This window comes from Devosia sp. Root413D1, assembly GCF_001425235.1.
Taxonomy (GTDB): domain Bacteria; phylum Pseudomonadota; class Alphaproteobacteria; order Rhizobiales; family Devosiaceae; genus Devosia_A.
Map to the genome: position 1 here is coordinate 338,606 of NZ_LMEA01000001.1, position 26,134 is coordinate 364,739.

General features: G+C 65.5%; 25 protein-coding genes. 8 read left to right on the top strand and 17 right to left on the bottom strand.

The genetic code is table 11. The features are described from left to right. Positions 1-173: 173 nt before the first annotated feature. Both ASC89_RS01700 and ASC89_RS01705 read left to right on the top strand, forming a co-directional pair. Complete coding sequence (locus ASC89_RS01700) at positions 174-1,658, top strand: MDR family MFS transporter (protein WP_055994089.1); 1,485 nt, start codon at positions 174-176, stop codon at positions 1,656-1,658. A gap of 135 nt (positions 1,659-1,793) precedes the next feature. Beyond that, positions 1,794-2,627, top strand: coding sequence for an SMP-30/gluconolactonase/LRE family protein (locus ASC89_RS01705; protein ID WP_055994091.1), 834 nt, complete (start codon positions 1,794-1,796; stop codon positions 2,625-2,627). Positions 2,628-2,783: 156 nt separating this feature from the next. Here ASC89_RS01705 and ASC89_RS01710 read toward each other — a convergent pair whose 3' ends face one another. The 4 genes from ASC89_RS01710 to ppa all read right to left on the bottom strand — a co-directional run bounded on the left by ASC89_RS01710 (position 2,784) and on the right by ppa (position 5,632). Then, positions 2,784-3,389, bottom strand: coding sequence for a chloramphenicol phosphotransferase CPT family protein (locus ASC89_RS01710; protein ID WP_055994093.1), 606 nt, complete (start codon positions 3,387-3,389; stop codon positions 2,784-2,786). A gap of 153 nt (positions 3,390-3,542) precedes the next feature. Beyond that, positions 3,543-4,655 (bottom strand): serine hydrolase, encoded by a 1,113-nt coding sequence (locus tag ASC89_RS01715; protein ID WP_055994095.1) that lies wholly within the window; start codon positions 4,653-4,655, stop codon positions 3,543-3,545. Beyond that, entirely contained in the window at positions 4,567-4,917 is a 351-nt protein-coding gene (locus ASC89_RS28355) for a hypothetical protein (protein ID WP_156384462.1), read from the bottom strand. Before ASC89_RS28355 ends, ASC89_RS01715 begins: the two co-directional genes overlap by 89 nt. Positions 4,918-5,098: 181 nt before the next feature. Beyond that, positions 5,099-5,632 (bottom strand): inorganic diphosphatase, encoded by a 534-nt coding sequence (gene ppa, locus ASC89_RS01725; RefSeq protein WP_055874708.1) that lies wholly within the window; start codon positions 5,630-5,632, stop codon positions 5,099-5,101. A gap of 108 nt (positions 5,633-5,740) precedes the next feature. On the opposite strand from ppa, the gene ASC89_RS01730 reads away from it, so the two are divergent. Then, on the top strand, positions 5,741-6,310 hold the full coding sequence (locus ASC89_RS01730) for a hypothetical protein (protein ID WP_055994099.1): 570 nt from the start codon (positions 5,741-5,743) through the stop codon (positions 6,308-6,310). Positions 6,311-6,499: 189 nt separating this feature from the next. On the opposite strand, the gene ASC89_RS01735 is transcribed toward ASC89_RS01730, so the two are convergent. Both ASC89_RS01735 and ASC89_RS01740 read right to left on the bottom strand, forming a co-directional pair. Next, on the bottom strand, positions 6,500-6,817 hold the full coding sequence (locus tag ASC89_RS01735) for a heavy metal-binding domain-containing protein (RefSeq protein ID WP_055994911.1): 318 nt from the start codon (positions 6,815-6,817) through the stop codon (positions 6,500-6,502). Between the two features lie 7 nt (positions 6,818-6,824). Further along, positions 6,825-7,256 (bottom strand): TerB family tellurite resistance protein, encoded by a 432-nt coding sequence (locus ASC89_RS01740; RefSeq protein WP_055994915.1) that lies wholly within the window; start codon positions 7,254-7,256, stop codon positions 6,825-6,827. A 178-nt stretch (positions 7,257-7,434) separates the two neighbouring features. Between ASC89_RS01740 and ASC89_RS28360 the strand changes: the two genes are divergently transcribed. The 3 genes from ASC89_RS28360 to ASC89_RS01750 are packed head-to-tail and all read left to right on the top strand — an operon-like array spanning position 7,435 to position 13,227. Beyond that, on the top strand, positions 7,435-8,292 hold the full coding sequence (locus ASC89_RS28360) for an ImuA family protein (RefSeq protein ID WP_156384463.1): 858 nt from the start codon (positions 7,435-7,437) through the stop codon (positions 8,290-8,292). Further along, positions 8,177-9,892 (top strand): DNA polymerase Y family protein, encoded by a 1,716-nt coding sequence (locus tag ASC89_RS01745; RefSeq protein WP_055994101.1) that lies wholly within the window; start codon positions 8,177-8,179, stop codon positions 9,890-9,892. The genes ASC89_RS28360 and ASC89_RS01745 overlap by 116 nt, the downstream gene beginning before the upstream one ends. Further along, on the top strand, positions 9,889-13,227 hold the full coding sequence (locus ASC89_RS01750; RefSeq protein ID WP_055994103.1) for an error-prone DNA polymerase: 3,339 nt from the start codon (positions 9,889-9,891) through the stop codon (positions 13,225-13,227). Before ASC89_RS01745 ends, ASC89_RS01750 begins: the two co-directional genes overlap by 4 nt. Positions 13,228-13,340: 113 nt before the next feature. On the opposite strand, the gene ASC89_RS01755 is transcribed toward ASC89_RS01750, so the two are convergent. From ASC89_RS01755 to ASC89_RS01775, 5 genes are all read right to left on the bottom strand, one after another. Further along, on the bottom strand, positions 13,341-13,826 hold the full coding sequence (locus ASC89_RS01755) for a chemotaxis protein CheW (RefSeq protein ID WP_055874692.1): 486 nt from the start codon (positions 13,824-13,826) through the stop codon (positions 13,341-13,343). Positions 13,827-13,887: 61 nt separating this feature from the next. Further along, positions 13,888-16,164 (bottom strand): chemotaxis protein CheA, encoded by a 2,277-nt coding sequence (locus tag ASC89_RS01760; protein ID WP_055994105.1) that lies wholly within the window; start codon positions 16,162-16,164, stop codon positions 13,888-13,890. A 54-nt stretch (positions 16,165-16,218) separates the two neighbouring features. After that, positions 16,219-16,578 carry a response regulator gene (locus tag ASC89_RS01765; RefSeq protein ID WP_055874686.1) on the bottom strand — a complete coding sequence of 120 codons (360 nt, stop codon included), beginning with the start codon at positions 16,576-16,578 and terminating at the stop codon, positions 16,219-16,221. Between the two features lie 3 nt (positions 16,579-16,581). Then, positions 16,582-16,872, bottom strand: coding sequence for an STAS domain-containing protein (locus ASC89_RS01770; RefSeq protein WP_055874681.1), 291 nt, complete (start codon positions 16,870-16,872; stop codon positions 16,582-16,584). An 88-nt stretch (positions 16,873-16,960) separates the two neighbouring features. Next, positions 16,961-17,977 carry an enoyl-CoA hydratase/isomerase family protein gene (locus tag ASC89_RS01775; RefSeq protein ID WP_055994107.1) on the bottom strand — a complete coding sequence of 339 codons (1,017 nt, stop codon included), beginning with the start codon at positions 17,975-17,977 and terminating at the stop codon, positions 16,961-16,963. A 44-nt stretch (positions 17,978-18,021) separates the two neighbouring features. Here ASC89_RS01775 and ASC89_RS01780 point away from each other — a divergent pair, with 44 nt between their 5' ends. Then, the gene (locus ASC89_RS01780) at positions 18,022-19,365 is read left to right on the top strand and encodes an NAD(P)H-dependent oxidoreductase (RefSeq protein WP_055994109.1); all 1,344 of its coding nucleotides are present in this window, start codon (positions 18,022-18,024) and stop codon (positions 19,363-19,365) included. A 63-nt stretch (positions 19,366-19,428) separates the two neighbouring features. Further along, complete coding sequence (locus ASC89_RS28895) at positions 19,429-20,391, top strand: cupin domain-containing protein (RefSeq protein WP_244488375.1); 963 nt, start codon at positions 19,429-19,431, stop codon at positions 20,389-20,391. A 9-nt stretch (positions 20,392-20,400) separates the two neighbouring features. On the opposite strand, the gene ASC89_RS01795 is transcribed toward ASC89_RS28895, so the two are convergent. From ASC89_RS01795 to ASC89_RS01820, 6 genes are read right to left on the bottom strand one after another with little or no spacing between them, the layout of a single operon-like run. Further along, positions 20,401-21,378 (bottom strand): zinc-binding dehydrogenase, encoded by a 978-nt coding sequence (locus ASC89_RS01795; RefSeq protein ID WP_055994111.1) that lies wholly within the window; start codon positions 21,376-21,378, stop codon positions 20,401-20,403. Between the two features lie 51 nt (positions 21,379-21,429). Continuing rightward, positions 21,430-22,563: an ABC transporter permease gene (locus tag ASC89_RS01800; protein ID WP_055994112.1), complete on the bottom strand. Its 1,134-nt coding sequence runs from the start codon at positions 22,561-22,563 to the stop codon at positions 21,430-21,432. Continuing rightward, positions 22,560-23,528, bottom strand: a complete 969-nt coding sequence (locus tag ASC89_RS01805; protein WP_055994113.1) for an ABC transporter ATP-binding protein — start codon at positions 23,526-23,528, stop codon at positions 22,560-22,562. The genes ASC89_RS01800 and ASC89_RS01805 overlap by 4 nt, the downstream gene beginning before the upstream one ends. Then, positions 23,525-24,472 (bottom strand): HlyD family secretion protein, encoded by a 948-nt coding sequence (locus ASC89_RS01810; protein ID WP_055994115.1) that lies wholly within the window; start codon positions 24,470-24,472, stop codon positions 23,525-23,527. Before ASC89_RS01810 ends, ASC89_RS01805 begins: the two co-directional genes overlap by 4 nt. Then, positions 24,472-24,957: a hypothetical protein gene (locus ASC89_RS01815; RefSeq protein ID WP_055994117.1), complete on the bottom strand. Its 486-nt coding sequence runs from the start codon at positions 24,955-24,957 to the stop codon at positions 24,472-24,474. Before ASC89_RS01815 ends, ASC89_RS01810 begins: the two co-directional genes overlap by 1 nt. Next, complete coding sequence (locus ASC89_RS01820; protein WP_055994120.1) at positions 24,942-25,607, bottom strand: TetR/AcrR family transcriptional regulator; 666 nt, start codon at positions 25,605-25,607, stop codon at positions 24,942-24,944. Before ASC89_RS01820 ends, ASC89_RS01815 begins: the two co-directional genes overlap by 16 nt. Positions 25,608-26,134: the final 527 nt, after the last annotated feature.

Genomic DNA, 26,134 nt, shown 5'->3' on the forward strand with positions numbered 1-26,134 from the left:
CCACCGGTCGCTCGTCGTACTGGTGAAAGCCAAGGAGATTTCCCTATGACCCCGTCGGTAATTGCCGCGCCCCTGCACGGGCGCTATGCGCCCTGCGGGCTGGCCGCCGCCACCCCATCTGTGCCATTCAGCCTCCCCGATTTTGAACCTCTCCACCGCAAGGCAGGCCACAAATGACCTCCGAAACGATGACCGATATTCCGTCGACTGCCGCCGCTGCGCCGGTCGATTCGTCCACCGCCGCCCGCAACCGGCTGGTGATCGCGCTGCTGCTTGTCTCCACCTTCGTGGTGTTTCTCAACGAAACCATCATGAGCGTGGCGATCCAGCCGCTGATGACCGATCTGGGCGTCACTGCCAGCGCGGCGCAGTGGCTGACCACGGCGTTCCTGCTCACCATGGCGGTGGTGATTCCGATCACCGGGTTCCTCTTGCAGCGCATCAACACCCGGCCGATCTACATGCTCGCCATGGCGATCTTCTCTGTGGGAACGCTGATCTGCGCCGTCTCGCCGGGCCTTGAGCTCCTGGTGTTCGGCCGCGTCATCCAGGCGGTCGGCACTGCGATCATGATGCCGCTGCTGATGACCACCGTGATGACGCTGGTGCCGCCCGAATCGCGCGGCAAGACCATGGGCAACATCTCGATCGTCATGTCGGTGGCGCCCGCCATCGGCCCGACAATTGGCGGCTTCATCCTCACTCATTTCGAGTGGCGCTTCATGTTCATCCTGGTGCTGCCGATTGCGCTCGCCGCGCTGGCGCTGGGCGCCTGGCGGATGAAGAACGTCTCGACCCCGCGCTCCACCCCGCTCGACCTGATCTCGGTGGTGCTGTCGGTCCTCGCCTTCGGCGGCATCGTCTATGGCCTCTCCGGCTTCGGCGAAGCTGCAGCGGCCGGGGAGCACGGCATGTCGCCGTGGATTCCGCTCGGCATCGGGCTCGTTGCCATGGTGCTGTTCGTGTTCCGTCAGCTCAGCCTCAAGGATAAGGCGCTGCTTGACCTCCGCGCCTTCGCCATCACCAACTACACCCTGTCGGTGGTGATGATGGCGATCGCCATGATGTCGCTGTTCGGCGTCATCATCCTCTTGCCGCTGTTCCTGCAGAACGTCATCAAGCTCGATCCGCTGCAGATCGGCATGATGCTGCTCCCGGGCAGCCTGATGATGGGTCTGCTCGGCCCGATCGTCGGCCGGCTCTACGACAAGTGGGGCGCCACCCGCCTGCTGGTGCCTGGCTCGATCATCGTCAGCGCCGTGCTCTGGGGCCTGACCCTGGTCGATCAGTCGACCTCGATCTGGGTGATCCTCGCCGGCCATATCGCGCTCTGCATCGGCCTCGCCATCATGTTCACGCCGCTGTTCACCGCGTCGCTGAGTTCGCTCCCCATGCAGCTCTACTCGCATGGTTCGGCCATTCTCGGCTCGGTCCAGCAGGTGGCGGGTGCGGCAGGCGTGGCGTTGTTCATCGCGCTGATGACCATCCAGTCGGCGGCGCTGACGGCGGCCGGCACCGAGCCGGTGACGGCGCTCGCCGCCGGTATCCGCACCGGCTTCATGACCGGCGCCATCATCTCGCTGTTCGCCATTGTCGCGGCCTTCTTCGTCAAGAAGCCGCCGGCGAACCCCGAAATGGCCGGCATGGGCGGGCACTAAACATTTAGTGCTTCACGTGAATCACTCATCGCCTCGGGCGCCGGATCCCCTCCGGCGCCCGATTTCTTTTGCGGACCTGTCGAAATGACCATCGGTCGCCCGACATTGTTTTGAGAGCAATCAGGGAGTTTAGCGATGACCGAGATCACCCAGCTGATGGACGGAATTCTGCTCGGGGAATGCCCGCGCTGGCATGATAACAAGCTCTGGTTCGCCGACTGGGTCGGCCAGAAGCTCTACACCATCGACGCCGAAGGCCGCTCGATGGTCGAGGCGGAGGTGGCCTCGCTCCCCTTCTCGTTCGACTGGTTGCCCGATGGCCGGATGCTGCTGGTGCACGCCGCCGACAACGAATTGAAGCTCCGCCAGCCCGACGGCAGTTTTGCCCGCTTCGCCGATCTTTCCGCCCTGTCGGAGCGCGGCTGCAACGAGATCACCGTGCACCCGGCCGGCCACATCTACGTCAACAATGTCGACTTCGAGTTTCCCGGCGGCGAGTTCCGGCCTGGCTTCATCGCCCTGGTCGGACCCGACGGCACCAGCCGCAAGGTCGCCGAGGGCCTCGCCTTCCCCAACGGCATGGCGATTCTCGCCGGTGGCCGGACCCTGGTCTGCGCCGAATCGTTCAACGGCAACCTCACCGCCTTCGACATTGCCGAGGACGGGAGCCTCGGCAATCGCCGGCTCTGGGGCAATGTCGGGCAGTACGGCAATGACGGGATCTGCGCCGATGCCGAAGGCGCCATCTGGACCTCCACCGGCCCTACTGTGCTGCGCATCCGCGATGGCGGCGAGATCGTCGAGAAGTTCGAGCTCGACCGCATGTGCTTTGCCGTGATGCTCGGCGGCGCCGATGGCAAGACGCTCTACATGGTCGCCAACGAGTGGACCGGCAGCGTCGATGTCAGCAAACCCACCGGCCGGGTGTTCAGCACCAGGGTTGCGGTGCCTCATGCGGGGTATCCGTAGGGACCTATAGCTAACGCCGGTGCGGGCTGACCCCCACCCTTGATCCCTCCCCCTAAACAAGGGGAGGGAGACGCTTACTGGGAAGCTGGTGTTTTGGTCTCCCTCCCCATTCTCAGGGGGAGGGGACAGGGGGTGGGGGGCCGCCCGCGCCGGCGTCTAGAATGCCCCGAGCCGCTCAAACGCACTCGGCCTCGCCGGCTCAGCCAGCGCCGCCGCAATCGCCGCAACGCACTGCTCCGGCGTCATCACTGAGCTGTCCACCTCGAGATCATAGATCCCCGGCTGGTGTACCGCCTCCTGCCAGCGCCGCACCGGCTCCGGCACCCCGTCGCCACCGACATAGAACCCACCCTGTGGGTCGGCATTGCGTCGCGCCATGATGGTTTCGATCGGGCAGCGCACCCCGACGAACAGCACCGGCAAGCCGCTGAGCCGCCGCGCCGACGCCGGGAGAATGCCGAGTGGCCGCGAGTAGCTGTCGTGGTGGCCGACATCGACCACCAGGTCCTCGCCGGCGCCTGCCCGTTCGGCGATCTCGTCGTAAAGCTCGGCATAAAGCCGCACCACGGTCGGCTCGAGGTCCGGCCGCTCACCGCCGGGCCGAAGCCCGATCCCCGGCAGCATGTCCTTGGGCAACGCCGCGTTCATTCGGTCGACGCCGAGGTTCACCCAGGGCCCCGGCAGCTGAGCCATGAGCGCCCGCGCGATCGAAGATTTCCCGGCCCGCGGCGTACCGTTGAGGATGACGATCCGTCCGCCCATTGCTGCCCTCCTATGCGCTGAAAAAGAGAAAGGCGCTCAACCCGTTAGGGGAGCGCCTTTCATTGGCTGGGATCGCGTCGCCGGGAGGGACAGCGCCCCGATCCAACCGTTGACCGATATATGTGAACCCGGTTTCACAGTTTCAAGGGGTCACTATTCAATCCGCTGACCGGCCTGATTGTAACCGCCCTGGTGCAGCGTCACCCTCGCCGCCTTGCCGTCTGGCGCGAGCTCAAAGCTCAGCTGCGCATCGACCACTTTGTAGAAGAACGTCGTCTCGTTCTCGGCGAATACCGGGAGCTTTTCCTGCCCTGTCGCCTGCACGAACAGCCCGTCGCTCTCGCGCGTCACCTCGAGCACGAAGGCCGGGGTCAGCGCATATTTGCCGACATAGCGGTCGAGCAGCGCCGGATCGATCTCGGCCGCCTGGCGCAGTTTCGGCATCGGCGCCAGCGGCAGGTTTTCGGCGAGGATGTGGAAGCCGATATCCTCGATCCCCACCGTGCTCGCCATGTTGGAGAGCACCACCACGCCCTTGCGGCTCTGCCGATCATAGCCGGCAAAGGCGTTGTAGCCGCCGGTCATGCCGTTGTGCCAGGCAATCTCGCCCTCGGGGTGGGTGAGCGTGAACCAGCCCAGCCCGACCTTGCCGCCGCTCGCATCGGACGGCCGGGCCCGCTCCAGCATGATGGCAAAGGCCGGGTCGAGCGGCGACGGCACCGCCCCGCTTGCCGCGGCAATGAACTTGCTGACATCGGCAACGGTCGAACGCAGCGCCCCGGCGCCGGCAAATACCTCGAGGTCCCAGTTGCTCACCGGGTTGCGCGCCGCGTCGTGGCCATGCGCCAGCCGTTGCTCGAGCTCGGGTGTGGTGGTCAGCGCCGTCTCGGTCATCCCGAGCGGGGTAAAGATCCGCTCCTCGAGCAGGCTCGCATAGCTTTTGCCGGTGACCTGCTCGACCGCCTGCGCCACCAGCGCCAGGCCGATATTGGAGTACTCGAACTCCGCGCCGATATCGCGCGGCAGCTGGTAGCTCTGAAGGAACTGATAGAGCGGGGCAGCCCCATAGCCGGCATAGGGGTTTGCCGGATTGGCCGCGCCGAGCCCCGGCGGCACCGAGGGCAGACCCGATGAATGCGTTACCAGGTCGAACGTGGTGATCTGCTTGCCGCCGCGTTCAGGCAGCACGATGCCCTGAGGCAGGTAGTTCACGATCGGCGCATCGAGATCGATTTTGCCGGCCAGCACCTGCTCGGCGAGCAGCACATTGGTGAACAGCTTGGTGACCGAGCCGATCGAACACCGTGTGTTCGTCGACCGTCCGGGCGTCGCCGAGCGCCGGATGACCGTAGGAGACGAAGCGCGGCGCGCCGTTCTCGATCACCGCGACGACGATGCCGACATTCTGCTCGGCCGTATCGATCCGCTCGACCAGAATCTGTTCGATCGCCGCACCGGTCGGGCTTTGCGCCAGCGCACCGGCAGTCGACAACAGGGCGGCAGCGAGTGCGGTCAGTACGGCTTTCATCCGGTCCTCCAAGGTGAGCCCCCGATATGGGACTCACAATTGGAGAGACAAGCATTGCGCCAGGATTACCGGAGCGCTTTCAGGAAAAGTTGCAGACTTTTCCGGTTCGAAAGCGCGACAAAATCAAAAGCTTAGAGCATTTCACCGGTCCGGTGAAATGCTCACCAAGCCTTGGCCGGGCTTACTTCTCGGCCTTGGCGCGCTCGATCGATTCGAGGATCACCTGGCGGGCGTCGTCGACACCGCCGAGCTTTTCGATCTTGGCCCACTTGCCCGGCTCGAGATCCTTGTAGTGGGTGAAAAAGTGCTTCACCCGCTCGAGCTGGATCGGCTGCATGTCGGTGATGTCGTTGATCCCGTCATACATCTTGGTGAGCTTGGATACCGGCACGGCGAGGATCTTCTCGTCCTTGCCGCCATCGTCTTCCATGAACAAGACGCCGAACGGCCGGCAGCGCACCACCGCGCCCGGCACCAGCGGCCGCGAGTTCATCACGATCACATCGAGCGGGTCGCCGTCACCGCACAGGGTATGCGGCACGAAGCCGTAATTGCCCGGATAGCGCATCGGCGTATAGAGGAAACGGTCGACGAACAGGGCGCCCGAGGCCTTGTCGATCTCGTACTTGATCGGCTCGCCGCCCAGCGGCACCTCGATGATGACGTTGAGGTCGTCGGGGGGATTCTTGCCGATCGGGATCGCGTCGATATTCATTGGGGCTGCCTTAAGGTCGATTTCGCCGGGTTGTGGCCTATCCGGGGCCATGATTGCAAGGCATACGAATGCGCGGGTGGCATGCAGCCTTAAGGAGGATTTGCCGTGATGGGACGGTTTTTCGCCAGTGCGCTTTATGTCGCCGTCGGGCTTTTGCTCGCCGCACCCGCCGTCGCGCAGCAGATCGAATCGAGCGAGACCAACCTCGATCTCAACATCGATTGCACGGTGATGCAGTCTGACGATTTCGGTTCCACCTGGGCCTGCACCGGGCTGAAGGGCATGCCGGTGATGGTTTCCGAGAGTGACCTCCGGATGGCCGTCTCCTACGGCCTCAACTCGACCACCGAGAAAGCGGCCAAGCAGCGGCTGCAGCCGCCCAACCGGCTGGGCGACAAGATCGAGTGGCGCGTTTCCAACGCCGACGGTTACTGGAAGCCGTTTGCCTCGATCCTCCGCTTCTTCACCAAGGGCGAGGAGGGCAAGCCCGACGGCGAGGTGCTGGTGGTGACCAGGATCAGCCCCGGCGCCACCTGCCACATCGCCTATGTCGATGCGCTGGCCAACTCAGACGCGGAAGCACTGGCGCGCCAGGCCGCCGACAGCAAGGCGAAGGATTTCGACTGCGAGACGGATGAGCCGGAATATGTGGGGAAGTTCGAGGCCTGGAAGCGCTGAGCGGGCTCTATTGCTCCGCTGGTACGGGCTGACCCCCACCCTTGATCCCTCCCCCCAAACATGGGGAGGGAGACGCTTACTGAGAAGCCAGTGTTTTGGTCTCCCTCCCCTTGTTTAGGGGGAGGGGACAGGGGTGGGGGTCAGCCCGCACCGGATGTTCTGAAGCAGCAGAAACCGTCTGAGCAGCCCCTACAGCCGCACCGCCGTGCCGGACACCGAGACCATCAGCATCGAGCCGGCCTGCCCGACCACTTCGTAATCGATATCGACCCCCACCACCGCGTCGGCCCCGAGCCGTTGCGCCTCGGCCCTGAGTTCGTCGAACGCGGCGTTGCGGGCGTCGCGCAGCGCCCCTTCATAGGCCCCGGCCCGGCCACCGACGATGTCGCGAATCCCGGCGAACAGATCCTTGAAGATATTGGCGCCGACGATCACCTCGCCGGTGACGATGCCGAGGTAATCGCGTATCGGCCGGCCCTCGAGCGTCGGCGTGGTCGAGATGATGATCATCGCTTCAGGCCCGCGCCATCTGGTTGCGCAGCACCGTGCGGTCGCGCGACGATACCCCGATCAGCTCGGCGATACGCCACACCATATTGTCCTCGAGCTCGTGGTTGCGCTTGTCGGCGAACACCACCTGCCACATCATCCGGATGATCTCGACCTTCTCGCTCTCGTCGAGCGAGCTCAGCGCCGAGGTGAAACGGTAAAAATCCACCGACTCCTGGTCGCGCTTGGTCGCCTCGACGATCAGCTTGCTGACCTCGGTCTCGTTGAGCCCGTAATAATCCATCAGCGTCCCCTCGAGCGCCTGGCGCTCGGGATCGCTGATCTGCCCGTCGATGGCAGCGAGGTGCACCAGCAAGGCGGCGACCGCCAGTTTGGGCTCCATGCTGAGCACAGTGGCATCGGGTCTCTGGAAGATGGAGCGCAACGCATCGAACATGGGGAGGAGTCCTTCGGATAGCAGGAGGAACATAGGCAGTCCCGCCCGATCGCGAAAGTGCCCGCTTGCCGCAGCGCAAGGATGTGACCCGCAGCGTGTGCCGGACTCTTCTGCTTGACTCCTCACCGGACTCTGGTGTTCCCTGTTTGTTCTAATTACTGACAACAGGGAGGCTCAGATGCCGGGCCTCGCACGCCACGATCTCGATGCCTTACGACTGAAAATTGCCGCCCTTGAAAAGCGCCCGCTGCTGGCCGAAGGCGCGGCAATGCTGGCTGAACGGCTGGGACAGGTTGCCAATGATAGAGGCGAGAATGCCGATCCGCTCGAACTGCTCGCTGCCCCCCATGGGCTGCTGCACGAGGTGTTTGCCGATGAGCAGCGCCAGAGCGGCGCGGCGCTCGGCTTCACCTTCGGGCTCGCCCGGCAGCTGCTGACCTCGCAGCGGCAGGCGGTGCTCTATCTGCAGCTGGTGGGGGAAGGCCAGGAGCTGGGGCTGCCCTACGGCGCCGGGCTCACGCAGTTTGGCATCGATCCGGCACGGCTGGTGATCGGCCGGATCGACAGCATGACCGAGCTGCTCTGGGCCATGGAGGAAGCCATTGCCTGCCGGGCGGTGGCCGGGGTTATCGCCGATCTCGCCAGCCACCCCAAGGCGCTGGATTTCACCGTATCGCGCCGGCTGAGCCTCCGCGCCGCCGCCGCCGGAACCTCGGCTTTCCTCGTGCGCTATGGCCGGGGCCGCGAGGCGAGCGCCGCCAAGCTCCGCTGGCGCATCTCCCCGGCAATGAGCGGGGAGCTGCCGTTCGACCCGCGCGCTCCCGGAATTCCCCGCTTCCAGGTCGAAATCGAAAAAGGCCGGCTCGGCGACAAGACGCAGCGCGCCGAAGGCAAGACCATGCTTGTGGACTGGACAGAAAATGGCTTCGTTTCAGTCGAACCCAAACGCCGCACCGGAGCTGCTGTTCACCGAACGGCGCCGCCATCTCGCCCTGTCGCTGCCACGCTGGGCCACCGACTGTCTCAAGCGGGCTGACCCGGCGCTCGCCGGCTCGTCGCGCCCGCTGGCCCTGTGGGAAAAGCAGAAGGGCGCGATGCGGCTCGCCGCGGTGGATGCGGCAGCGACCAAGGCCAACCTGATCTCCGGGCAGAACCTTTCGGATGCACGGGCGCTGGTGCCGGAACTCGACGTGCGCGAGATCGACCGGGCTTACCTCGAGCAGGTGTTCGCCGATTTTGCCGATTGGCATTCCAACGCCAGCCCGATCGTCGCCGTGCACACGGCAGCGGCGCCCTATGGCGACCTGGTGCTCGACATCACCGGGGTGGCCCACCTGTTCGGCGGCGAACGGAAAATGCTCGAGGTGCTGGTCAACCGACTGCGCATTCTGGGTTTTACCGTCTCCGGCGCTATCGCCGATACGGTTGGGGCGGCCTGGGCCCTGGCGCATTTCTCCGCCGGCAGCATCGTCCCCAAAGGCGAGACCGAAGCGGCGCTCGCCAGCCTGCCGATCGTCGGCTTGCGGCTCGAGGAGGCGCAGGTTGCCGGGCTTAACCAGATGGGGCTCAAGAGCATCGGCCAGCTCTATGGCCGGGATCGGCGGGCGCTGCAGGCCCGCTTCGGCGAAACGCTGATTTTGCGGCTCGACCAGGCGCTGGGCCGGATCGAAGAGCGGATCACCCCACGCCTGCCGATCGCCGAATATTATGCCGAGCGCCGTTTCGCCGAACCCATCGGCTACATGGACGACGTGCTGATGACGGCGCGCGACCTCGCCATCCAGCTCGGCCTGCGGCTCGAAGCCGAGGGCCTTGGGGCCCAGACCTTCCACCTCTTGCTCTATCGGGTCGACCACAAGGTGATGAACCTCACCATCAATGCCGGCCGGGCAACCCGCGACCCCAACCATATCGCCCAGCTGTTCGTGCACCGCTCCGAACGGCTCGAAGGCGAATATGATGCCGGCTTCGGTATCGACATGATCCGGCTGGSGGCCAGCTCGCTGTCCGAAGTGCAGAGCACGCAGCTTGGGGCGTTCGAGGTAGAGGACGGGGCACAGGATCTCGACCGGCTCTACGATCGGATGACCAGCCGGCTCGGCCCGCTTGCGCTCACCCGCTCGAAATTCGTCAACACCCACATCCCCGAGCGGGCCACCAAGCTCGAGCCGGTGATCGCCCAGACTGAGGATGATCCGGAAGCGCTGCCCGATCCGGAACTTCGGCGGCCGCTCCGCTTATTGCCCAATCCGGAACCGATCAACGTGATGGCGGAGGTGCCGCATGGCCCGCCGATGCGGATCATCTGGCGGCGGATCGCTTACCGTATCCTCAAGGCCTCGGGGCCGGAGCGGATCGAAGCCGAGTGGTGGCGCTCGGGCAAAAACCTCGAGGTGCTGGAGCGGCCAGAGCGTGGCAGCAAGCGGCGCGACCCGCGCGACGACCCCAAGACCGAAACTCAGAAACCCAAGGAGCCGGAGCATGTTTCCGCACTCGCGGCGTTCGATCCGCTGACCACCGTGCGCGACTATTACATCATCGAGGATGATGGCGGCCGGCGCTTGTGGATTTTTCGCATCGGGCTCTATGGCGCCGCCGAAGCGCCGCGCTGGTTCCTGCACGGGTTCTTCGCATGAGCCGGCCCAGCTATGCCGAACTGATGGTGACGTCGAACTTCTCGTTTCTGCGAAGCGGCTCGCATCCGGAGGAACTGGTCTCGGCAGCGATCGCGCTGGGGATGAGCGGCGTCGGCATCTGCGATCGCAACAGCTTTGCCGGCGTGGTGCGCGGCTACGTCGCGCATCGCGACCTTAAGCATAAGGCGCCGGACTTCCGCTATGTCGTCGGGGTCCGGCTCTGCTTTGCCGACGATACCCCCGACATCATCGCCTACCCCTCGGACCGTGAGGCCTATGGCCGGCTCTGCCGCATGCTGAGCCGCGGCAACCTTCGCGAGGAGAGCGAGAAGGGCAAATGCGTGCTGAGCTTCGCCGACCTCGAGGACTTTATCGAAGGCCAGCTGCTGATCCTCCACTGCGACGAGACGCGCTGGGAGCATTCCGGCGCCGTGCTCGAACGCCTCGCCAAGCTCAGCCCGGGCAATGTCTGGCTGGCTGCTGCAACGACCTTCAAGGGCACCGACCGGGCGCGGCTCAACCGGCTGGCTGCGATGGCGGCGGCAGCCAAGGTGCCGCTGCTGGCGGTCAATGACGTGCTCTACCACGAGCCCAACCGCAAGATCGTCCAGGACGTGGTGACCTGCATCCGCGAGCACCTGACGCTGGAAACCGCCGGCCGGCGCTTGCAGCAGAACGCCGAGCGGCACCTGAAGCCGGCGAGCGAGATGACCCGGCTGTTCGCCGAACATCCTGATGCAATCGCTGAGACGCAGGTGCTGCTGGGTCGTATCGGCTTCAGCCTCGACCAGCTGAAATACAACTATCCGACCGAAACCATCGGCAATGGCGAGACGGCGCAGGAGACGCTGGAGCGGCTGACCTGGGAAGGGGCGCATTGGCGCTATCCCGACGGCATCCCTGACAGCATCAAACAGAGCCTGTGGAGCGAGCTCTGCCTCATCGCCTACAAGGGCTACGCTTCCTACTTCCTCACCGTCGAGGATGTGGTGCGCTATGCCCGCCATGAGCTGAAAATCCTCTGCCAGGGGCGCGGCTCGGCCGCCAATTCGGCGGTCTGCTATTGCCTGGGCGTGACCGAGGTCGACCCCACCAAGGTCACCCTGGTGTTCGGCCGCTTCCTCAGCACCGAGCGCGACGAGCCGCCCGATATCGACGTCGATTTCGAGCATGAGCGGCGCGAAGAGGTGATGCAGTATGTCTACGCCAAATACGGTGGTGAGCGGACCGGGCTGACCGCCACGGTCATCTCCTATCGCTCGAAGAGCGCCATCCGTGAAACCGCCAAGGTGTTCGGGATTTCCGATGACACCATCGGGGCGCTCAACCAGCTGCATTGGGGCTGGGGCAATGCCGCCGACCTCAAGGGCATCAAGATGCTGGGGCTCGATCCTGACGATCCGACCCTGACGCAGATGTTCAACGTGGTGCCGGTGTTAAAATCCTTCCCCCGCCACCTCAGCCAGCATGTCGGTGGCTTCGTCATCACCCGCGATTCGCTCGAGAGCCTGGTGCCGATTTCGAAGACGGCGATGGAGAGCCGCACCATCGTCGAGTGGGACAAGGACGATATCGACGCGCTCGGCATCCTCAAGGTCGATATCCTGGCGCTCGGCATGCTCACCTGCCTGCGCCGCTCGTTCGAGCTGCTGCACCAGCACTATGATCGCGATGTGACGCTGCCGCAGCTGATGGCCGAGGAAACCCAGCCTCAGGTGAAAGCCCCGGTCTACCGGATGACGCATCGCGCCGACACTATTGGGGTGTTCCAGATCGAGAGCCGGGCGCAGATGTCGATGCTGCCGCGGCTGAAGCCGGTGGAGTTTTACGACCTCGTTATCGAGGTTGCCATCGTCCGCCCTGGCCCGATCCAGGGCGGCATGGTGCATCCCTATCTGAAGCGCCGGCAGGGACTCGAGAAGATCGAACCCATGCCTCCCGACCTCTATGCGGTGATGAAGCGCACCTATGGCGTGCCGCTGTTCCAGGAACAGGCGATGCAGATCGCCATCGTTGCCGCCGGCTTCACTCCGGGCGAAGCCGACAAGCTGCGCCGCGCCATGGCGACCTTCCGGCGCAACGGCACCATCCATACGCTGAAGGACCGCTTCCTCAGCGGCATGAAGACCAACGGTTATGCCGAGGACTTTGCCCGGCGCTGCTTCGCCCAGATCGAGGGTTTTGGCGATTACGGTTTTCCGGAAAGCCACGCCGCCTCGTTCGCGCTCCTGGTCTATGCCTCGTGCTGGATGAAGTGCCACTACCCCGATGTGTTCGCCTGCGCCCTGCTCAACAGCCAGCCGATGGGCTTTTACTCGCCCGCGCAGATCGTCCGCGACGCCGTCGAGCACGGGGTCGAGATGCGGGTCGCCGACGTCAACCGCTCGGACTGGCTGCATGTGCTGGAAACTGGGGTTCCGGCGCGCGAACGGATTGCCAAACAACATGCCGAAATGCGCGACGATATCCTGTCGACCAAGGCGATCCGGCTGGGGCTCAGGCAGGTCATCGGGCTGAAGCAGGATCATGCCAACCTGATCGTCGCCCGCCGCGGTGATGGCTACGCCTCGATCCGCGACCTTTGGGTGCGGACCGGCATTCCGGTGGCGACGCTGGAAAAGCTGGCCGAGGCCGATGCCTTCGGCTCGCTGGGGCTCAACCGGCGCGAGGCGCTCTGGGTGGTGCGCGGGCTCAACGGCGTGGCTGGAGCTGAGCAGCTGCCACTGTTTGCGATCTCCAAGAAAGTGTCGAAACCCGATGATGCCGAGAGCGACCTGCCGGTGATGGCCCCGGGAGAATCGGTGGTGCACGACTACCGGACGCTATCGCTGTCGCTGAAGGGGCACCCGGTGGGGTTCCTCCGCCCCGAACTCGAGCGGCGCGGCATCCTGCGCTGCGCCGACCTGATCGACAAACCCAACGGCGCCATCGTCGAAACCGCCGGCCTGGTGCTGGTGCGCCAGCAACCGGGGACGGCGAGCGGAGTGATCTTCATGACGCTGGAGGATGAAACCGGCATCGCCAACATCATCGTGTGGAACAAGACCTTCGACAAAAATCGCCGCGTCGTGCTCGGTTCACGCCTCCTGGCGGTGCGGGGCCAGCTGCAGCGCGAGGGGCTCGTTACCCATCTGGTTTCCCGCAGCTTCACCGATTTCACCCCCAGCCTGCTCGACCTGGCGCAAGGCCTCGACATCGGCAACGGGGTTCTGGCGCACGGCGACGAGGGGCGGACCGGCCCGCAACCCGGCCGCGACGAGGGCGAGCGCCGCCGCCGCGAACAGCTCGACCGCGAGGCGTACGCTGCGCTGCCGTCTGGGCGGAATTTTCATTAGGCGCTCTCCACAAGGGGAGAAGGCGCTCGCTCCACCGCCGGCGTCTCATCACATCCAAAAGCAAAAGGGCCGCCCTCGCGGACGGCCCTGCAGCTTTCAGCGATGGCTCCGCTTCAGCTGTCCATCTTGGCGCCGGAGACCACCGCGTGCAGGTCGATCAGCCCGACCATGCGGCTTTCGTGCGTCACGATGCCGTTCAGCAGTTCGGTGTCGATCGAGTTGCCCTCGGGCACGTTGTGGATGTCGGTCTTGGCGACGGTCAGGATGTCGGACACCGCGTCCACCAGGATCCCCACCCACTTCTCGCCGACGCTCATCACCACCACGACGTGGTTCTTGGTCGGCGAGGTCTGGCCTTCCCCGAAGCGGGCGCGCAGGTCGAAGATCGGCACGATCGTACCGCGCAGGTTAATCACCCCACGCACGAATTCGCGGGTGTTGGGCAGCGGCGTCGCGCCGTTCCAGGCGCGGATCTCGCGCACCGTGGTGATTTCCACGCCGTAGGTCTGCTCGCCGATCGAGAACGCGATCAGCTGCAGCGAGTTGGCGGCAGCCGCGACGCTGCCGGAGATGTCGTCCTTGAATGCGAGGGATTCCATTTGGTCTTCTGCCTTTCCTGCCGGCCTCCTGGCCGGCGTCAGATCTGTCGTTCAGCGCCTGCTACGCGGCGCTCTTGTGAGCCGCGGTGGCGGATTTCAGCCCCTGCACGTCGACGATCAGCGCTACGTTGCCGTCGCCGAGAATGGTGCCACCGGCGATGCCTTCGATCGACTGGAAGTTCTCTTCCAGCGATTTGATCACCACCTGCTGCTGGCCGATGATGTCGTCGACAATCACTGCCACCTTCACCCCGCCTTCGGCCTCGCACAGCACCACGAAGCGGTTGTCGCGCTCGACCTCGGTGGTCATCTCGAAGCGCGACGCCAGGTCCACCACCTGCACATATTCGCCGCGTACCTGCAGCACCTGCCCACCCGTGGGCATGCGCGAGAAATTGGCCCGGGCGCACTGGATGGTTTCGACGATCGACGACAGCGGGATCACGTAGGGCGAACCCGCCACCTTCACCAGCATCACGTCAAGCACCGCGAGGGTCAGCGGCAGGCGCAGCGTCATCCGCGTGCCCTTGCCGGTCCAGCTCTTCACGTGCACCGAGCCGCCGATCTTCTTGATGTTCGAAAGCACCACGTCCATGCCGACGCCGCGGCCCGAAATGTCGGAGACTTCAGAGGCAGTCGAAAAGCCCGGCGCGAAGATCAACTGGTCGATCTGCTCGTCGCTCAGCGCCTGCTCCGGCCCCACCACGCCGCGGTCGCGCGCCACCTGCAGCACGCGCTCGCGGTTGATGCCGCCGCCATCGTCTTCCACCGCGATCAGGATGTTGCCGCCCGCCTGCTCGGCCGAGAGCCGGATCGCCCCGGACTCGTTCTTGCCCGCGGCCAACCGCTTTTCTGGACTCTCGATGCCGTGGTCGGCCGAGTTGCGGATCATGTGGGTCAGTGGGTCGGAAAGCTGCTCGATGATCGTCTTGTCGATCTCGGTATTCTCGCCAATGGTTTCGAGCCGGATCTTCTTGCCGGTCTTCGTCGCCAGTTCGCGCACCAGCCGTGGCATGCGCGAGAACACCGTCTTCACCGGCTGGGCGCGGATCGCCATCACCGAGTCCTGCAGGCCGCGCGTCGTCTGCGCCAGCACTTCGAGACCGCGCACCAGTTCCTGGTAGCGGGCGCGCAGCGTCTCATCCATCTGCTGGGTGAGCATTGACTGGGTGATCACCAGTTCGCCCACCATGTTGACCACACGGTCGATCTTGTCGAGATCGACGCGGATCGACTGCACGCCGTTGCGCCGATCCTCGGCGCCCGAACGGCGGTCGTTCTCGCCTTCGAATTCCTCGGCGGGAGCCGCCTGCTTAAGCGGCGGCGGCATCAGCGGCGGCGCCGCCTTCAGCGCCGGCTTCAGGCTTTCGGCGAGATCGGCAAAGCTCAACAGCTCGGCCGTCGGGGCGGCTTCGACTTCGGCAATGGCAGCCACCGGCTCCGTCACATCGGCCATCAACTCGGCAAACGATGGCATCGCCTCGATCTGCGCATCAAGCGCTGCTTCGGCCACCGGCGCTTCGCGGCGGGTGATCTCGAGATCGCAATTGCCCTCGACGAACTCGAACACCTCGGCGATCGCCGCCTCGGTCACGGTGTCGGAGCTGAGCGTGATCTCCCAGCTGCAATAGACCCCGAACGGCTCGAAATCGGCCAGCGCCGGAATCTCGTCGAGCACCGCCCGCACCTTGATATCACCCAGCGTTCCGAGCTCGCGCAGCAACAGCAGCGGGTCGTTGGCCCGGGCGTAAAGCTCGGAATGCGGGGTGAAACGGATGATCCAGTGCCCGGCTTCCAGCGCCAGCGGCGGCGCCTCGAAGGCATCGTCGAGCACCGCAAGGCTCAGCGGCTCCTCGGCCACCACATCGTCGTCCTCGGCGCCGGCGATGGTCACCATGACCGGCACAAAGTCGATGTCGAACTCTTCCATCGGCTCGCCGGCCATATCCGGGTCGCCCGAGGTCAGCGCGTCGAACTGGTGCTTTTCCTCGGCGCCGTAGCCGGCCTCGAGCTCGGTGCCATCCTTGGCCGCCGCGACGAAATCGGCGACGATGTCGTTGGCGCGGATGCAGAGCGCCGCCACCGGTTCGCTGAGCTCCACCCGTCCGTCACGGACATGGTCGAGCAGCGTCTCATAGGCATGCGCGAACCCCACCAGCCCCTGGAAACCAAACGCTCCACCGCCACCCTTGATCGAGTGGATGGCGCGGAACACCGCGTTCAGCCGGTCGCTCGAGCGGTCGCCCTCTTCGATGGCGGCGAACTGCTCTTCAAGTTCGAGCAGCAGCTCCGAGCACTCGTCGAAATAGGTGGCCTTGAAGTCGTCGAGGTCGCTCATGGACTAGTCACGAACCCTTCTGGGTTGCCGGGAAGGCGAGAGGCGCGGAAGAACTCAGTGCACCACGCGGTGGATCACCGAGATCAGTTTCTCCGGGTCGAACGGCTTGACGATCCAGCCGGTGCCGCCGGCAGCGCGGCCCTGGTCGCGCTTGTCCTGGCTGGTTTCGGTGGTGAGGATGAGGATCGGCAGCGAATTGTGCATGCCCGAGGCGCGGACGTTCTTGATGAACTCGATCCCGTCCATCACCGGCATGTTGATGTCGGTGATCACCACATCGACGCTCTCGTTCTTGAGCACGTCGAGGCCCTTCTGGCCGTCCTCGGCCTGCAGCACCTCGAAGCCCGCATTGCTGAGCGTATGGTGCAACATGGCGAGAATGGTTCGGGAGTCGTCAACCGTCAGTACACGCATGAATTACCCTTCCATGATCGCGGCGAACGGGGCCTGAAGCCCCAGCCGCGAAACAGCCAGCCGGAACGCCTCGCTGGGCGCGCTGACCGAAAATGCGAAATTGTTGCGACGGGCGGTCTCGGCGGCACTCAGCAGCATGAACAGCGCGTTGGTCGCCACCCGTTCGATCGCTGCCCCCGAGACCGTAACCGGTCCGGATTCGATAGCGTCGACCAGCTCGTCACGAATAGGATCGAGCGCGTCGAGATCGACGATCGCCGGCAAGGCGATAGTTTTGCTGCGTGCCTGAGCCATCTACTTGGCTGCCCCCGTGGACTTCTGCCCGGCGCCAGCATCCGATGGAACGGTTTAGGAAGTGCTAAATTCAGGCGCTTTCGGCGCGTCAGGCCGCGCCCACCACTGCCCGGATCGATGACCGGTCGACGCCCGCCAGCGAGTTGGGCCGCCACGCGGGCTTCTGGTCCTTGTCGACCAGCACGGCCCGCACCCCCTCGGCGAAATCCGGCAGCCGGCACAACAGACGTGCCAGCCGCAGGTCTGCGGCCAGTACTGCGCCGATATGGCTGAGCCGCCGCGCCGCGTGGTGGCTTTCGGCAATGGCGATGAGGCTGGTCGGCGAGCGCAGCGCCAGTTGCGCCAATTGCGGTTCGAGCCCGGCAGTGCCGATGATCGCCGCTTCATCCGTCCAGTCGAGGCCCGCGTGCCGGTCGGCCGCGGCGCACAACGCCGCTTCGCCCACCGGCGCCATCTCGGCCTGCATCAGCGCGCCGAGCGCTGCGTCGATCCGCGCCGCGCCGGCCGCCGCCGCGATCCCGGCGCGCACCGCATCGCGCCGCGCCGGGTCGATGGCGCAATCGGTCAGCCCCAGCGCCAGCGCATCGGCAGCGCCCACCGGCACCCCGGTCATCGCGAAAGTCAGCGCCCGGTGCACCGGCGCCTTACTGAGGATGAAGTTCACCCCCACATCGCAGGTAAAGCCGATCGCCGCCTCCGGCATGGCGAAACGCGCCTCGCTGGTGGTGAAGCGGAAGGCGCAGTGCCCGGCAATGCCGATGCCGCCGCCCATCACGATGCCATGCGTCAGCGCCACCAAAGGCTTGGGATAACGCGCGATGATGCCGTTCATCCGGTACTCGGCGGCAAAGAAGGTGTCGGCCTCCTCAGCGTTGCCGTCGAGCACCGCCTGGCGCACCGCCCGGACGTCGCCGCCCGAGCAGAAGCCGCGCGGGCCGCGGCCCTCGAACAGCACCAGCCGGATCTCCTCGTCATCGGCCCATTGCTCGAGCGCCCGGGTGATGCCGTCGATCATCTCGAGGTTCAGCGCGTTGATCGCCTCGGGCCGGTTGAGGGCGATGATCCCCAGGTTTGCCTCGCGAATCACATCGAGCTGGCCGGTCATCTCTCAGGTTCCCATGTGGCGACGCCAGTGGTAGAGCACCGCGCATGAAGGCCATCAACCCCCCGACCCCGCTCACCAATGTGCATCTGACCGGCATCGCGCGCGACCTCAAGGCGCGGGCCGATTCCGGCAGGCCGATCCGTATCGGCGTCATCGGTTCGGGCGAGATGGGCACGGACCTGGTGACCCAGGGCGGGCTGATGCGCGGCATCGAAGTGGCAGCCATCGCTACCCGCCGCCCGCACACTGCCCGCGCTGCCATGGCCATTGCCTATGGCGACGACGCGCACGCCGTCGAGGCCGATACCGAGAGCAAGGTCACTGCCGCCATCGAGGCTGGCAAGATGGCCGTCACCTCGGCCGAAACGCTGGTCAAGAACCCGCTGATCGACGTGGTGATCGATGCCACCGGCAAACCCGGCGTCGCGGCGGACTATTGTCTGACCGCGATGGAGCACGGCAAGCACCTCGTGATGATGAACGTCGAAGCCGACGTCACCATCGGCCCCTACCTGAAGCACGAGGCCGACCGCCTCGGCGTCATCTATTCGGTCGGCGCGGGCGACGAGCCCAGTAGCTGTATGGAGCTGATCGAGTTCGCCTCGGCGCTCGGCTACCGGATCGTCTCGGCCGGCAAGGGCAAGAACAACCCGCTCAATCACGACGCGGTTCCCGACGACTATCGCGAGGAAGCGATCCGCCGGAACATGAACCCGCGCATGCTGGTCGAGTTCGTCGATGGCAGTAAGACCATGGTCGAGATGGCCTGCATCGCCAATGCCACCGGGCTGGTCCCCGATGTGCCGGGCATGCATGGGCCGAAGGCCGACCGCGACGAGATGGTCAAGGTGCTGATCCCCAAGGCGGATGGCGGCATCCTCAACAAGAAAGGCGTCGTCGATTTCACCATCGGCAAGGGTGTGGCGCCTGGCGTGTTCGTGATCGTCGAAGCCGAGCATCCGCGCATCATCGAGCGCATGGACGACCTGCATGTCGGCAAGGGTCCGTACTACGCCTTCTTCCGCCCCTACCACCTGACTTCGCTGGAAGTGCCGCTGACCGCGGCCCGCATCATGCTCTACGGCAAGCCCGACATGGTGCCGATGCCCAATCCGGTCGCCGAAGTCTGCGCCGTCGCCAAGCGCGATCTGGCGGTCGGCGAGAGCTTCGATGCCATCGGCGAGACCTGCTACCGCAGCTTCATTCTGACCGTCGAAGACGCCCGCCGCCAGCATGCCGTGCCGGTCGGCCTGCTCGAAGGCGGCAGGGTCACTGCCCCGCTGAAGAAGGGCCAGCTGCTCACCACCGCCAACGCGCTGCCCGACCAGACCACCCGGCTCTACGCCCTGCGCCAGCGCCAGGACCAGATGCTCGGGCTCACCGCCTAGCCTCCGTCGCTTCTCGGACTTCCATCTCCGTGCTAGCGTCCCGGTCCGGCAGGAGGGCGCATCATGCCGGTAGTCGATCGTGCAGTCGTTTCGATTCCCGGCAGCCAGCGTTACGGGCAGACGCCGTTCGGCGCGCCGGTGGTGATACATGCTTCAGCGGCTGACACCGACGGCAGCCTCGGCGCCTGGGACACCATTACCCCGCCGGGCCGCGGGCCCGCCGGCCACATGCACACCCGCGAAGTCGAGCTCTTCCTGGTCCTGGAGAGCAGCTACCACTTCATCTGCGGCAGCGACGAATTCGATGCCCCCACCGGCACCGTCGTCGCCTTGCCGCCGCATGTCCCGCACAAATGGTGGAACATCGGCGAGCAAACCGGCCGCATGCTCGGGATCGTCACGCCCGGCGGCTGCGAACAACTGTTTCTTGCGATCGCAGCAGAAAAGCCGGGCACGCAGTCCGACATCGCCCGCATCGAACACCGCCTCGGCATCGCCAACGAAGACACGGCAGCGCTCGGCTTCACGCTGAGCAGCGAGCCTTCGATGGCGCCGTTCCCGCGCGCCATCGTCTCGTTCCCGACCACCCCACCGAACGGCAAGACGGCCCGCGGCGACGACGTGCGGGTGCAGGTCCGCTCCGCCGAGACAGCCGGCCGGATGGGCGCATGGACCGCGGTGATCGCGCCGGGAACCGGTCCGAGCTGGCACACCCATAGTCGTGAGACGGAACTGTTCTCCGTCATCTCAGGCAGCTTCCGCTTCTGGTGCGGAACCGACAGCTGGACCGCCGGGCCTGGCTCGGTCATCGTCCTGCCGCCGCATATCCTGCATCAATGGGTCAATATCGGCACCGAACCGGGCGAGCTGTTCGCCATGGTGACGCCGGGCGGTTTTGAGCAGATGTTCATCGACTTCCGCACCATCGGCGAGGTCTCCGACGCGGATGTCCTCGCCATCGAAAGTGGCCTCGGCGTCACCGACGGCCCGGCGCCGGCAGGCGCTCCGTCTGACCCGACCGGCTAGCTGGGCGCTTCAGCTGCCGCGGATCGCGATCTTTCCCTGCCGGCCTTTCTCGTTGCTCGCTTCGGCGGCTTCCGCGGCCTGCTCGAGCGGAAACACCTCGGCGATCGGCAGCTTCAGCTCTCCGCGCGCTGCCTTGCCGACGAACTCGACGATAGCGCCGCGGATCTGCTCGGGCGTATGGAAGCTCGAGGGCTTGGCGGCCCAGAACCCCTGCACCACCGCCCGCTTGAACAAGAGGTTATCGGCGCTGATCTGCATCGGCCGGCCGCTCAGCGCCCCGAACGAGATCAGCCAGCCTTCTTCGGCGACGAGATCCAGCAGCTCGTCCGACGCCCGGCCCGCTACCGAATCCAGCGCCCGCCGGATCGGCGCGCCGCCGGTGATCGCCCTGGCCCGATCCTGCCAATCTTCGTGCTCGCTCGAGACCGCATCGCCGATCCCCTCGGCGGCCAGTTCAGCTACCGCTGCCTCGCGCCGCACGATATTGAGCACCTTGACGCCGCGTTCTGCTGCCAGCTTGGCGATGATCTTGCCCACCGCGCCGTTGGCCGCGTTCTGCACGATCCACTCGCCCGTCTCGACCTGCAGCTCGCCCAGCAGCCGCCAGGCGCTCAGCGGCATCGACACCAGCTGGCACGCCGTCGCATCGTCGATCCCATCGGGCAGTGGCACCAGCGATTGCGCGCCGGCGAGATAGTATTCAGCCCAGGCCGCACTCGCCCCGCCGGTCACCCGTTGCCCCAGCTTGAGGTTGGTCACCCCTTCGCCCAGCTTGTCGACCACCCCCAGCGCCTCGGTGCCCGGCACATGCGGCAGCGGCGGCTTGTAGCCATAGTGCCCGGTGACGATCATCAGGTCGTGGTTGTGGATCGGCGACAGGATGAGCTTTACCCGCACCTGCCCCGGCCCGGGTTCCGGCAGCGGCCGCTCCTCGAGCTTCAGCACTTTACGGGGGCTGCCGAATTCCTCGAACACCACGGCTTTCATCGCATCACTCCATCTGACTGCCACGGAGATAAGCAACCTGGCGCCGCGCGGCTAGTCCAGCGTCTGGCGATACCTCAGCATGGCGATCCCCGAGATCACCAACAGGATCGCCACCAGCGCCCAGAGCTCGCCGGTCACATCCGCCACCTCGCCGCCCTTCAGCATGACCTTGCGAACCACCCGCAGGAAATGCGTCGCCGGCACGGCCTGGCCGATGAACTGCGCCCAGCCCGGCATGCCAGCGAACGGGAACATGAAGCCGGAGAGGAGGATCGAGGGCAGAATGGTGAAAAAGCTCAGCTGCATCGCCTGCATCTGGCTCTTGGCCGCCGTCGAGATCAAAAAGCCCAGCGCCAGGTTCACCACGATGAACAGGTTGAAGCCGAGAAAGAACGCCCAGACGCTGCCCTCGAACGGCACCCCGAAGACGAGGCTAGCCGCGGCAAGGAACACCGCGGTCTGCACATAACCGACGAACACATAGGGCAGGATCTTGCCCAGCATCACCTCGAGCGGCTTCACCGGCGTCGCGATCAGCATCTCCATGGTGCCGCGCTCGGTCTCCTTGACGATCGCCACCGCGGTGATCATCACCATGGTCATCGACAGGATGATGGCCAGCAGCCCCGGCACGATATTGGTCGAGGTCTTGCCTTCCGGGTTGTATTCCCGGTGCACCACCATCGAAAACGGCGCCGACCCCGCCTGCTGCGCCAGGGGTCCGGTCAGCGTCTCGCCGATCGCCACGTTGACGATCCCCGACAGCGCCGCCACTGCCCCGCCGGTCGCCGAGGGGTCCGACGCGTCGGCTGCCACCAGAATCTCCGGCTTGTTGCCGCGCACCACGTCGCGCTCGAAATCCTCGGGGATCACCACGACGAAGTTGGCTTCACCCCGGCGCAGCGCCTCTTCGCCCTCGCCGATCCCGGAGACCGCGCCTTTGAAGGCGAAGTAGGACGAGTTCTGCATCCCCGCGATCACCGCCCGGCTCAGCGGCCCGTTATCGCCCATCTCCACCAGCGTCGGCAGGTTGCGCGGGTCGGCGTTGATGGCAAAGCCGAACAGGAACAGCTGGATGATCGGCAACCCGATCATCATGCCGAAGGTGATGCGGTCGCGCCGCATCTGGATGAATTCCTTGTAGAGCACCGCGCCGAAGCGCTTGAGTGAGAAGCCGAGGTTCATGCCGCGACCTGTCCCGGCTTGCCGGCATCGTCGCTGTCGCCGGCGAAATTGTCCCGCGCCCCGGTCATCAGGTAGATGAACGCCTCCTCGAGACCCGCCACCTGCAGGCTCCAGCGATGCGTACCCTCGGCCTTCAAGCGCTCGACCGTCGCCTCCAGCGCGGCCTTGTCGGTCCCCGAGACATGCAGCACCGTGCCGAACCGCGCCACCTGCACCACGCCGGGCTCCTTGAGCAGCCGGTCCTCGAGCCTGGCCAGGTCAGGCCCTTCCACCCGCCACGTCTCGAGCCCCACCATTTCGGGAATCTTGCTCGAGGGCCCGTCGATCAGCTTCTTGCCGTAGGCGATATAGGTGATGAAATCGCACTGCACCGCCTCGTCCATGTAGTGGGTCGAGACCAGTACGGTGACGCCCATGGCGGAAAGCCGGCGGATCTCGTCCCAGAAGTCGCGCCGTGCCTTGGGGTCGACGCCGGCGGTGGGTTCATCGAGCAGCAGCAGTTTCGGCTCATGCAGCAGGCACGCCGCCAGCGCCAGCCGCTGCTTCCAGCCGCCCGACAGTGAGCCGGCCAATTGCTTCTGCCGGTCGGCGAGCCCGAGATCGGCCAGCGCATGGTCGACCCGTTGTTTCCGCCGGTCGAGCCGGTACATCCGCGCCACGAAGTCGAGGTTCTCGCGGATGCTGAGGTCCTCGTAATACGAGAACTTCTGCGTCATGTAGCCGACCTGCTCCTTGATCTGCTCGGCTTGTTTCCGCACATCGAAACCGAGGCAGGTGCCCTCACCCTCATCCGGCGTCAGCAGCCCGCAGAGCATGCGAATGGTGGTGGTCTTGCCCGAGCCGTTCGGCCCCAGAAACCCGTAGATCGCGCCCTTCGGCACCTGGATGTCGAAATGGTCGACCACCCGCTTCGGCCCGAAATTCTTGGTCAGCCCATGCACATCGATGACCAGCGGCTCGCTCATGGCCGCCGCTCCACCGTCACCGGCTGCCCCGGATGGAGGCTCGCGCCCTCCAGCGTTGCTTCGACCAGGTAGCTCAGCCGCTGCCGCTCATCGCGCGAATAGATCACCGGCGGGGTGAATTGCGGGTCCGAGGCAAAGTAGCTGACCTTCGCGGTCAGCCCATCAGGGCAGCCGTCGCAGCTCACCGCCAGCTGGTCGCCCAGCGCCAACCCGGCCCGCGCCGTCTCCGGCACGTAGAACTTCACCTTCAGCGCCCCCTCCGGCAGGATCGAGATCACCGGTGTCCCCGCCGCGACGATCTCACCGGCATCGAAGAACACCCGCTCGATCCGCCCTGCTGCCGGCGCGGTGATAGTGCGGTCGGCGAGATCGGCATTGGCCTTTTCGGCATCGGCATGCGCTGCCGCCAGGTTGGCTTCCGCCTGCACCTGCTGCTCGCTGCGCGCCGGCAGCTCGGCCACCTTCAGCTGCGCCTCGAGCTGGCGCACCGCCGCTTCGGCGCTGGCGAGGCTCGCCCGGTCCTGGTCGAGCTTCGATTGCGGCACCAGGCCTTCCTTGAACAGCTTTTCGCTGCGCGTGGCGCTGTCCTTGGCGAGATTCATGTCGGCTTGCGCCTTTTGCAGGCTCGCCTGGATGACATCGAGTTCGTCGGCCCGGCTGCCGGTGGTGAGGTTCTTCAGCCCCGCGTCGGCCGCCGCCACCCGCGCCTCGGCGGCCGAGAGCAGCGCGATCTGCTGCTCCGAGCGCAGCCGGAACAGCAGGTCGCCTTCCAGCACCACATCGCCCTCGCGCACCGAAATCGTCTCGATCGGTCCGGCGGTGCTCGACGAGGCATAGACGTAGCGCGCTTCGACGTAGCCGTTATAGCCCGGCGCTTCGGTTGCGCCGAACCCGGGGATCACCAGTGCAATGAGGCCGAACAACCAGGCCAGAAAACCGTCCATCATCGTCTCCGCTTGTCCGGCGCCGAGCGGGCCCCGGCTGCTACCAGTTCGAGCCCAAGAAACAGCGCATGTCCTGATGTTGCGACGATCCCCATCGGCACCAGGTCGTAGGCAACGAAGGTTGGCCAGAACAGCAGGTTGGCGCCGCCCAGCAGCAGGTGAATGGCCGCGGCGGCCCAGTTCCAACCCGCCCCAGCGGTCCGGTGGTTGGCGATCAGCAGCACCGCCGCCAGCATTGCCAGCGCGTGCGCCTCGAAATAGGCGAGGGCGTCGGGGTTGCCGTGGAGCGCTGCCGCCAGAGGGCCCAGATTGAGGAAGTATCCGGCAAGATCGAAGCTTGCCTGTGCCAGTCCCGTCGCCCCGAGCACCAGGCCGTTGCCGAGCAGCAGCACCTGGGCCCAATGCCGACGGGCCGGCACCGGATAGGCTTCGATATAGGTCGTCCACACCGCGTTCATCGCTTCCTCGCTCAGCTCGTTGACCATTGCTTGGCGCTCGGCGGAGCGCTCAGCCCGTCGAACAGGATGGTGAGGTGGTTCTCGACCAGCTTCTCCATGTGCAGCCCGCCTTCCGGCGTGATGCCGAAGATCTCGGCCATCGCCACGTGCAGCATCAGCGGTCCGATGATCGAGCGGATGGTGAGGCTGGGGTCGACCTGCCGCAGGTAGCCCTGCTCGATGCCGCGCCGCAGCAGCCCCTCGACCGCCGGCAGCACCCGGTCCAGCACCTCGCGCCGGTACATTTCGGCAAGGCCCGGAAAGCCCATCGCCTCGCGGAAGATCAGCTTGGGCATCGCCATCACCTTGGGGTCGCCGAACCGGCCGGCCAGCATGGTCAGCACCATGCTGAGCACGACGCGCGGATCGCCCTCGTAATCATGCAGTGTCATCAGCGCCGAATCGGCGATCGGCAGGATGGCCCGCCGCACCAGCCCTTCGAGCAGCGCCTCCTTGGATGGGAAGTAGAGATAGACCGTGCCCTTGCTCAGCCCGGCGCGCTTGGCGATGTCCTCGACCCGGGTCGAGGCGAAGCCCGTCTCGATGAACAGCTCCAGCGCCGCATCCAGCACCTCGTCCGGTCGCGCTTCGGCACGCCGGCGGAACTTCGGTCCGCGCTCTTGATCATTGGTATTCATCGGTCGTGTAACCTTACTGACTGTCCGGTCAGTAAACTAATAACTGACTGGTCAGTCATTTGCAAGGGACCTGATCGACCCCTCCGGCGACGTTGGATCGATGCAACTTTCGACTAACCGGTGATGCTCACGTTGACATCACGCAGGCCAAACGACGCCTGCTCTAAGGTGTATCTGTCCCCGTGCGGCGGACCCCCCAAGCGCGGCCGGTAGCTGAAACCTCCTCAGCCACCGGCCGCGGCTGGTCCGCCAAACCGACGGCCCTCTCCGAACGCCCCCGAAAACGGGGAGGGCCCCTTCGGACCTTTCTGTCTTTGATAGATACGTCCCCACCGGCCCTCATCCCGGCGAATGCCGGGACCCACTGCTCGGACGGTTGGTCGGGCCCGAACCGTGCCGGTCCATCACCGGTGCTTGAGGTTAGATCCGGCCACTAACCCGAGAGGGCGAACGGCGACCGGAGCCTCAGCGCCAAACCGCGCGCCGTCAGCCCTCGCACCACCCCCATCCAGTTAGTTCCGGGTTAA

Coding starts and splice junctions, on each gene's coding strand:
- ASC89_RS01805 (WP_055994113.1), bottom strand. CDS start 23,528: ATGAGCGAGCCGCTGGTCATCGATGTGCATGGGCTGACCAAGAATTTC.
- ppa (WP_055874708.1), bottom strand. CDS start 5,632: ATGAATATCGACGCGATCCCGATCGGCAAGAATCCCCCCGACGACCTC.
- ASC89_RS01795 (WP_055994111.1), bottom strand. CDS start 21,378: ATGAAAGCCGTGGTGTTCGAGGAATTCGGCAGCCCCCGTAAAGTGCTG.
- ASC89_RS01705 (WP_055994091.1), top strand. CDS start 1,794: ATGACCGAGATCACCCAGCTGATGGACGGAATTCTGCTCGGGGAATGC.
- ASC89_RS01700 (WP_055994089.1), top strand. CDS start 174: ATGACCTCCGAAACGATGACCGATATTCCGTCGACTGCCGCCGCTGCG.
- ASC89_RS01750 (WP_055994103.1), top strand. CDS start 9,889: ATGAGCCGGCCCAGCTATGCCGAACTGATGGTGACGTCGAACTTCTCG.
- ASC89_RS01820 (WP_055994120.1), bottom strand. CDS start 25,607: ATGAATACCAATGATCAAGAGCGCGGACCGAAGTTCCGCCGGCGTGCC.
- ASC89_RS28360 (WP_156384463.1), top strand. CDS start 7,435: ATGCCGGGCCTCGCACGCCACGATCTCGATGCCTTACGACTGAAAATT.
- ASC89_RS01810 (WP_055994115.1), bottom strand. CDS start 24,472: ATGGACGGTTTTCTGGCCTGGTTGTTCGGCCTCATTGCACTGGTGATC.
- ASC89_RS01760 (WP_055994105.1), bottom strand. CDS start 16,164: ATGAGCGACCTCGACGACTTCAAGGCCACCTATTTCGACGAGTGCTCG.
- ASC89_RS01780 (WP_055994109.1), top strand. CDS start 18,022: ATGAAGGCCATCAACCCCCCGACCCCGCTCACCAATGTGCATCTGACC.
- ASC89_RS01815 (WP_055994117.1), bottom strand. CDS start 24,957: ATGGTCAACGAGCTGAGCGAGGAAGCGATGAACGCGGTGTGGACGACC.
- ASC89_RS01800 (WP_055994112.1), bottom strand. CDS start 22,563: ATGAACCTCGGCTTCTCACTCAAGCGCTTCGGCGCGGTGCTCTACAAG.
- ASC89_RS01755 (WP_055874692.1), bottom strand. CDS start 13,826: ATGGAATCCCTCGCATTCAAGGACGACATCTCCGGCAGCGTCGCGGCT.
- ASC89_RS28895 (WP_244488375.1), top strand. CDS start 19,429: ATGCCGGTAGTCGATCGTGCAGTCGTTTCGATTCCCGGCAGCCAGCGT.
- ASC89_RS01730 (WP_055994099.1), top strand. CDS start 5,741: ATGGGACGGTTTTTCGCCAGTGCGCTTTATGTCGCCGTCGGGCTTTTG.
- ASC89_RS01740 (WP_055994915.1), bottom strand. CDS start 7,256: ATGTTCGATGCGTTGCGCTCCATCTTCCAGAGACCCGATGCCACTGTG.
- ASC89_RS01710 (WP_055994093.1), bottom strand. CDS start 3,389: ATGGGCGGACGGATCGTCATCCTCAACGGTACGCCGCGGGCCGGGAAA.
- ASC89_RS01765 (WP_055874686.1), bottom strand. CDS start 16,578: ATGCGTGTACTGACGGTTGACGACTCCCGAACCATTCTCGCCATGTTG.
- ASC89_RS28355 (WP_156384462.1), bottom strand. CDS start 4,917: ATGAAAGCCGTACTGACCGCACTCGCTGCCGCCCTGTTGTCGACTGCC.
- ASC89_RS01770 (WP_055874681.1), bottom strand. CDS start 16,872: ATGGCTCAGGCACGCAGCAAAACTATCGCCTTGCCGGCGATCGTCGAT.
- ASC89_RS01775 (WP_055994107.1), bottom strand. CDS start 17,977: ATGACCGGCCAGCTCGATGTGATTCGCGAGGCAAACCTGGGGATCATC.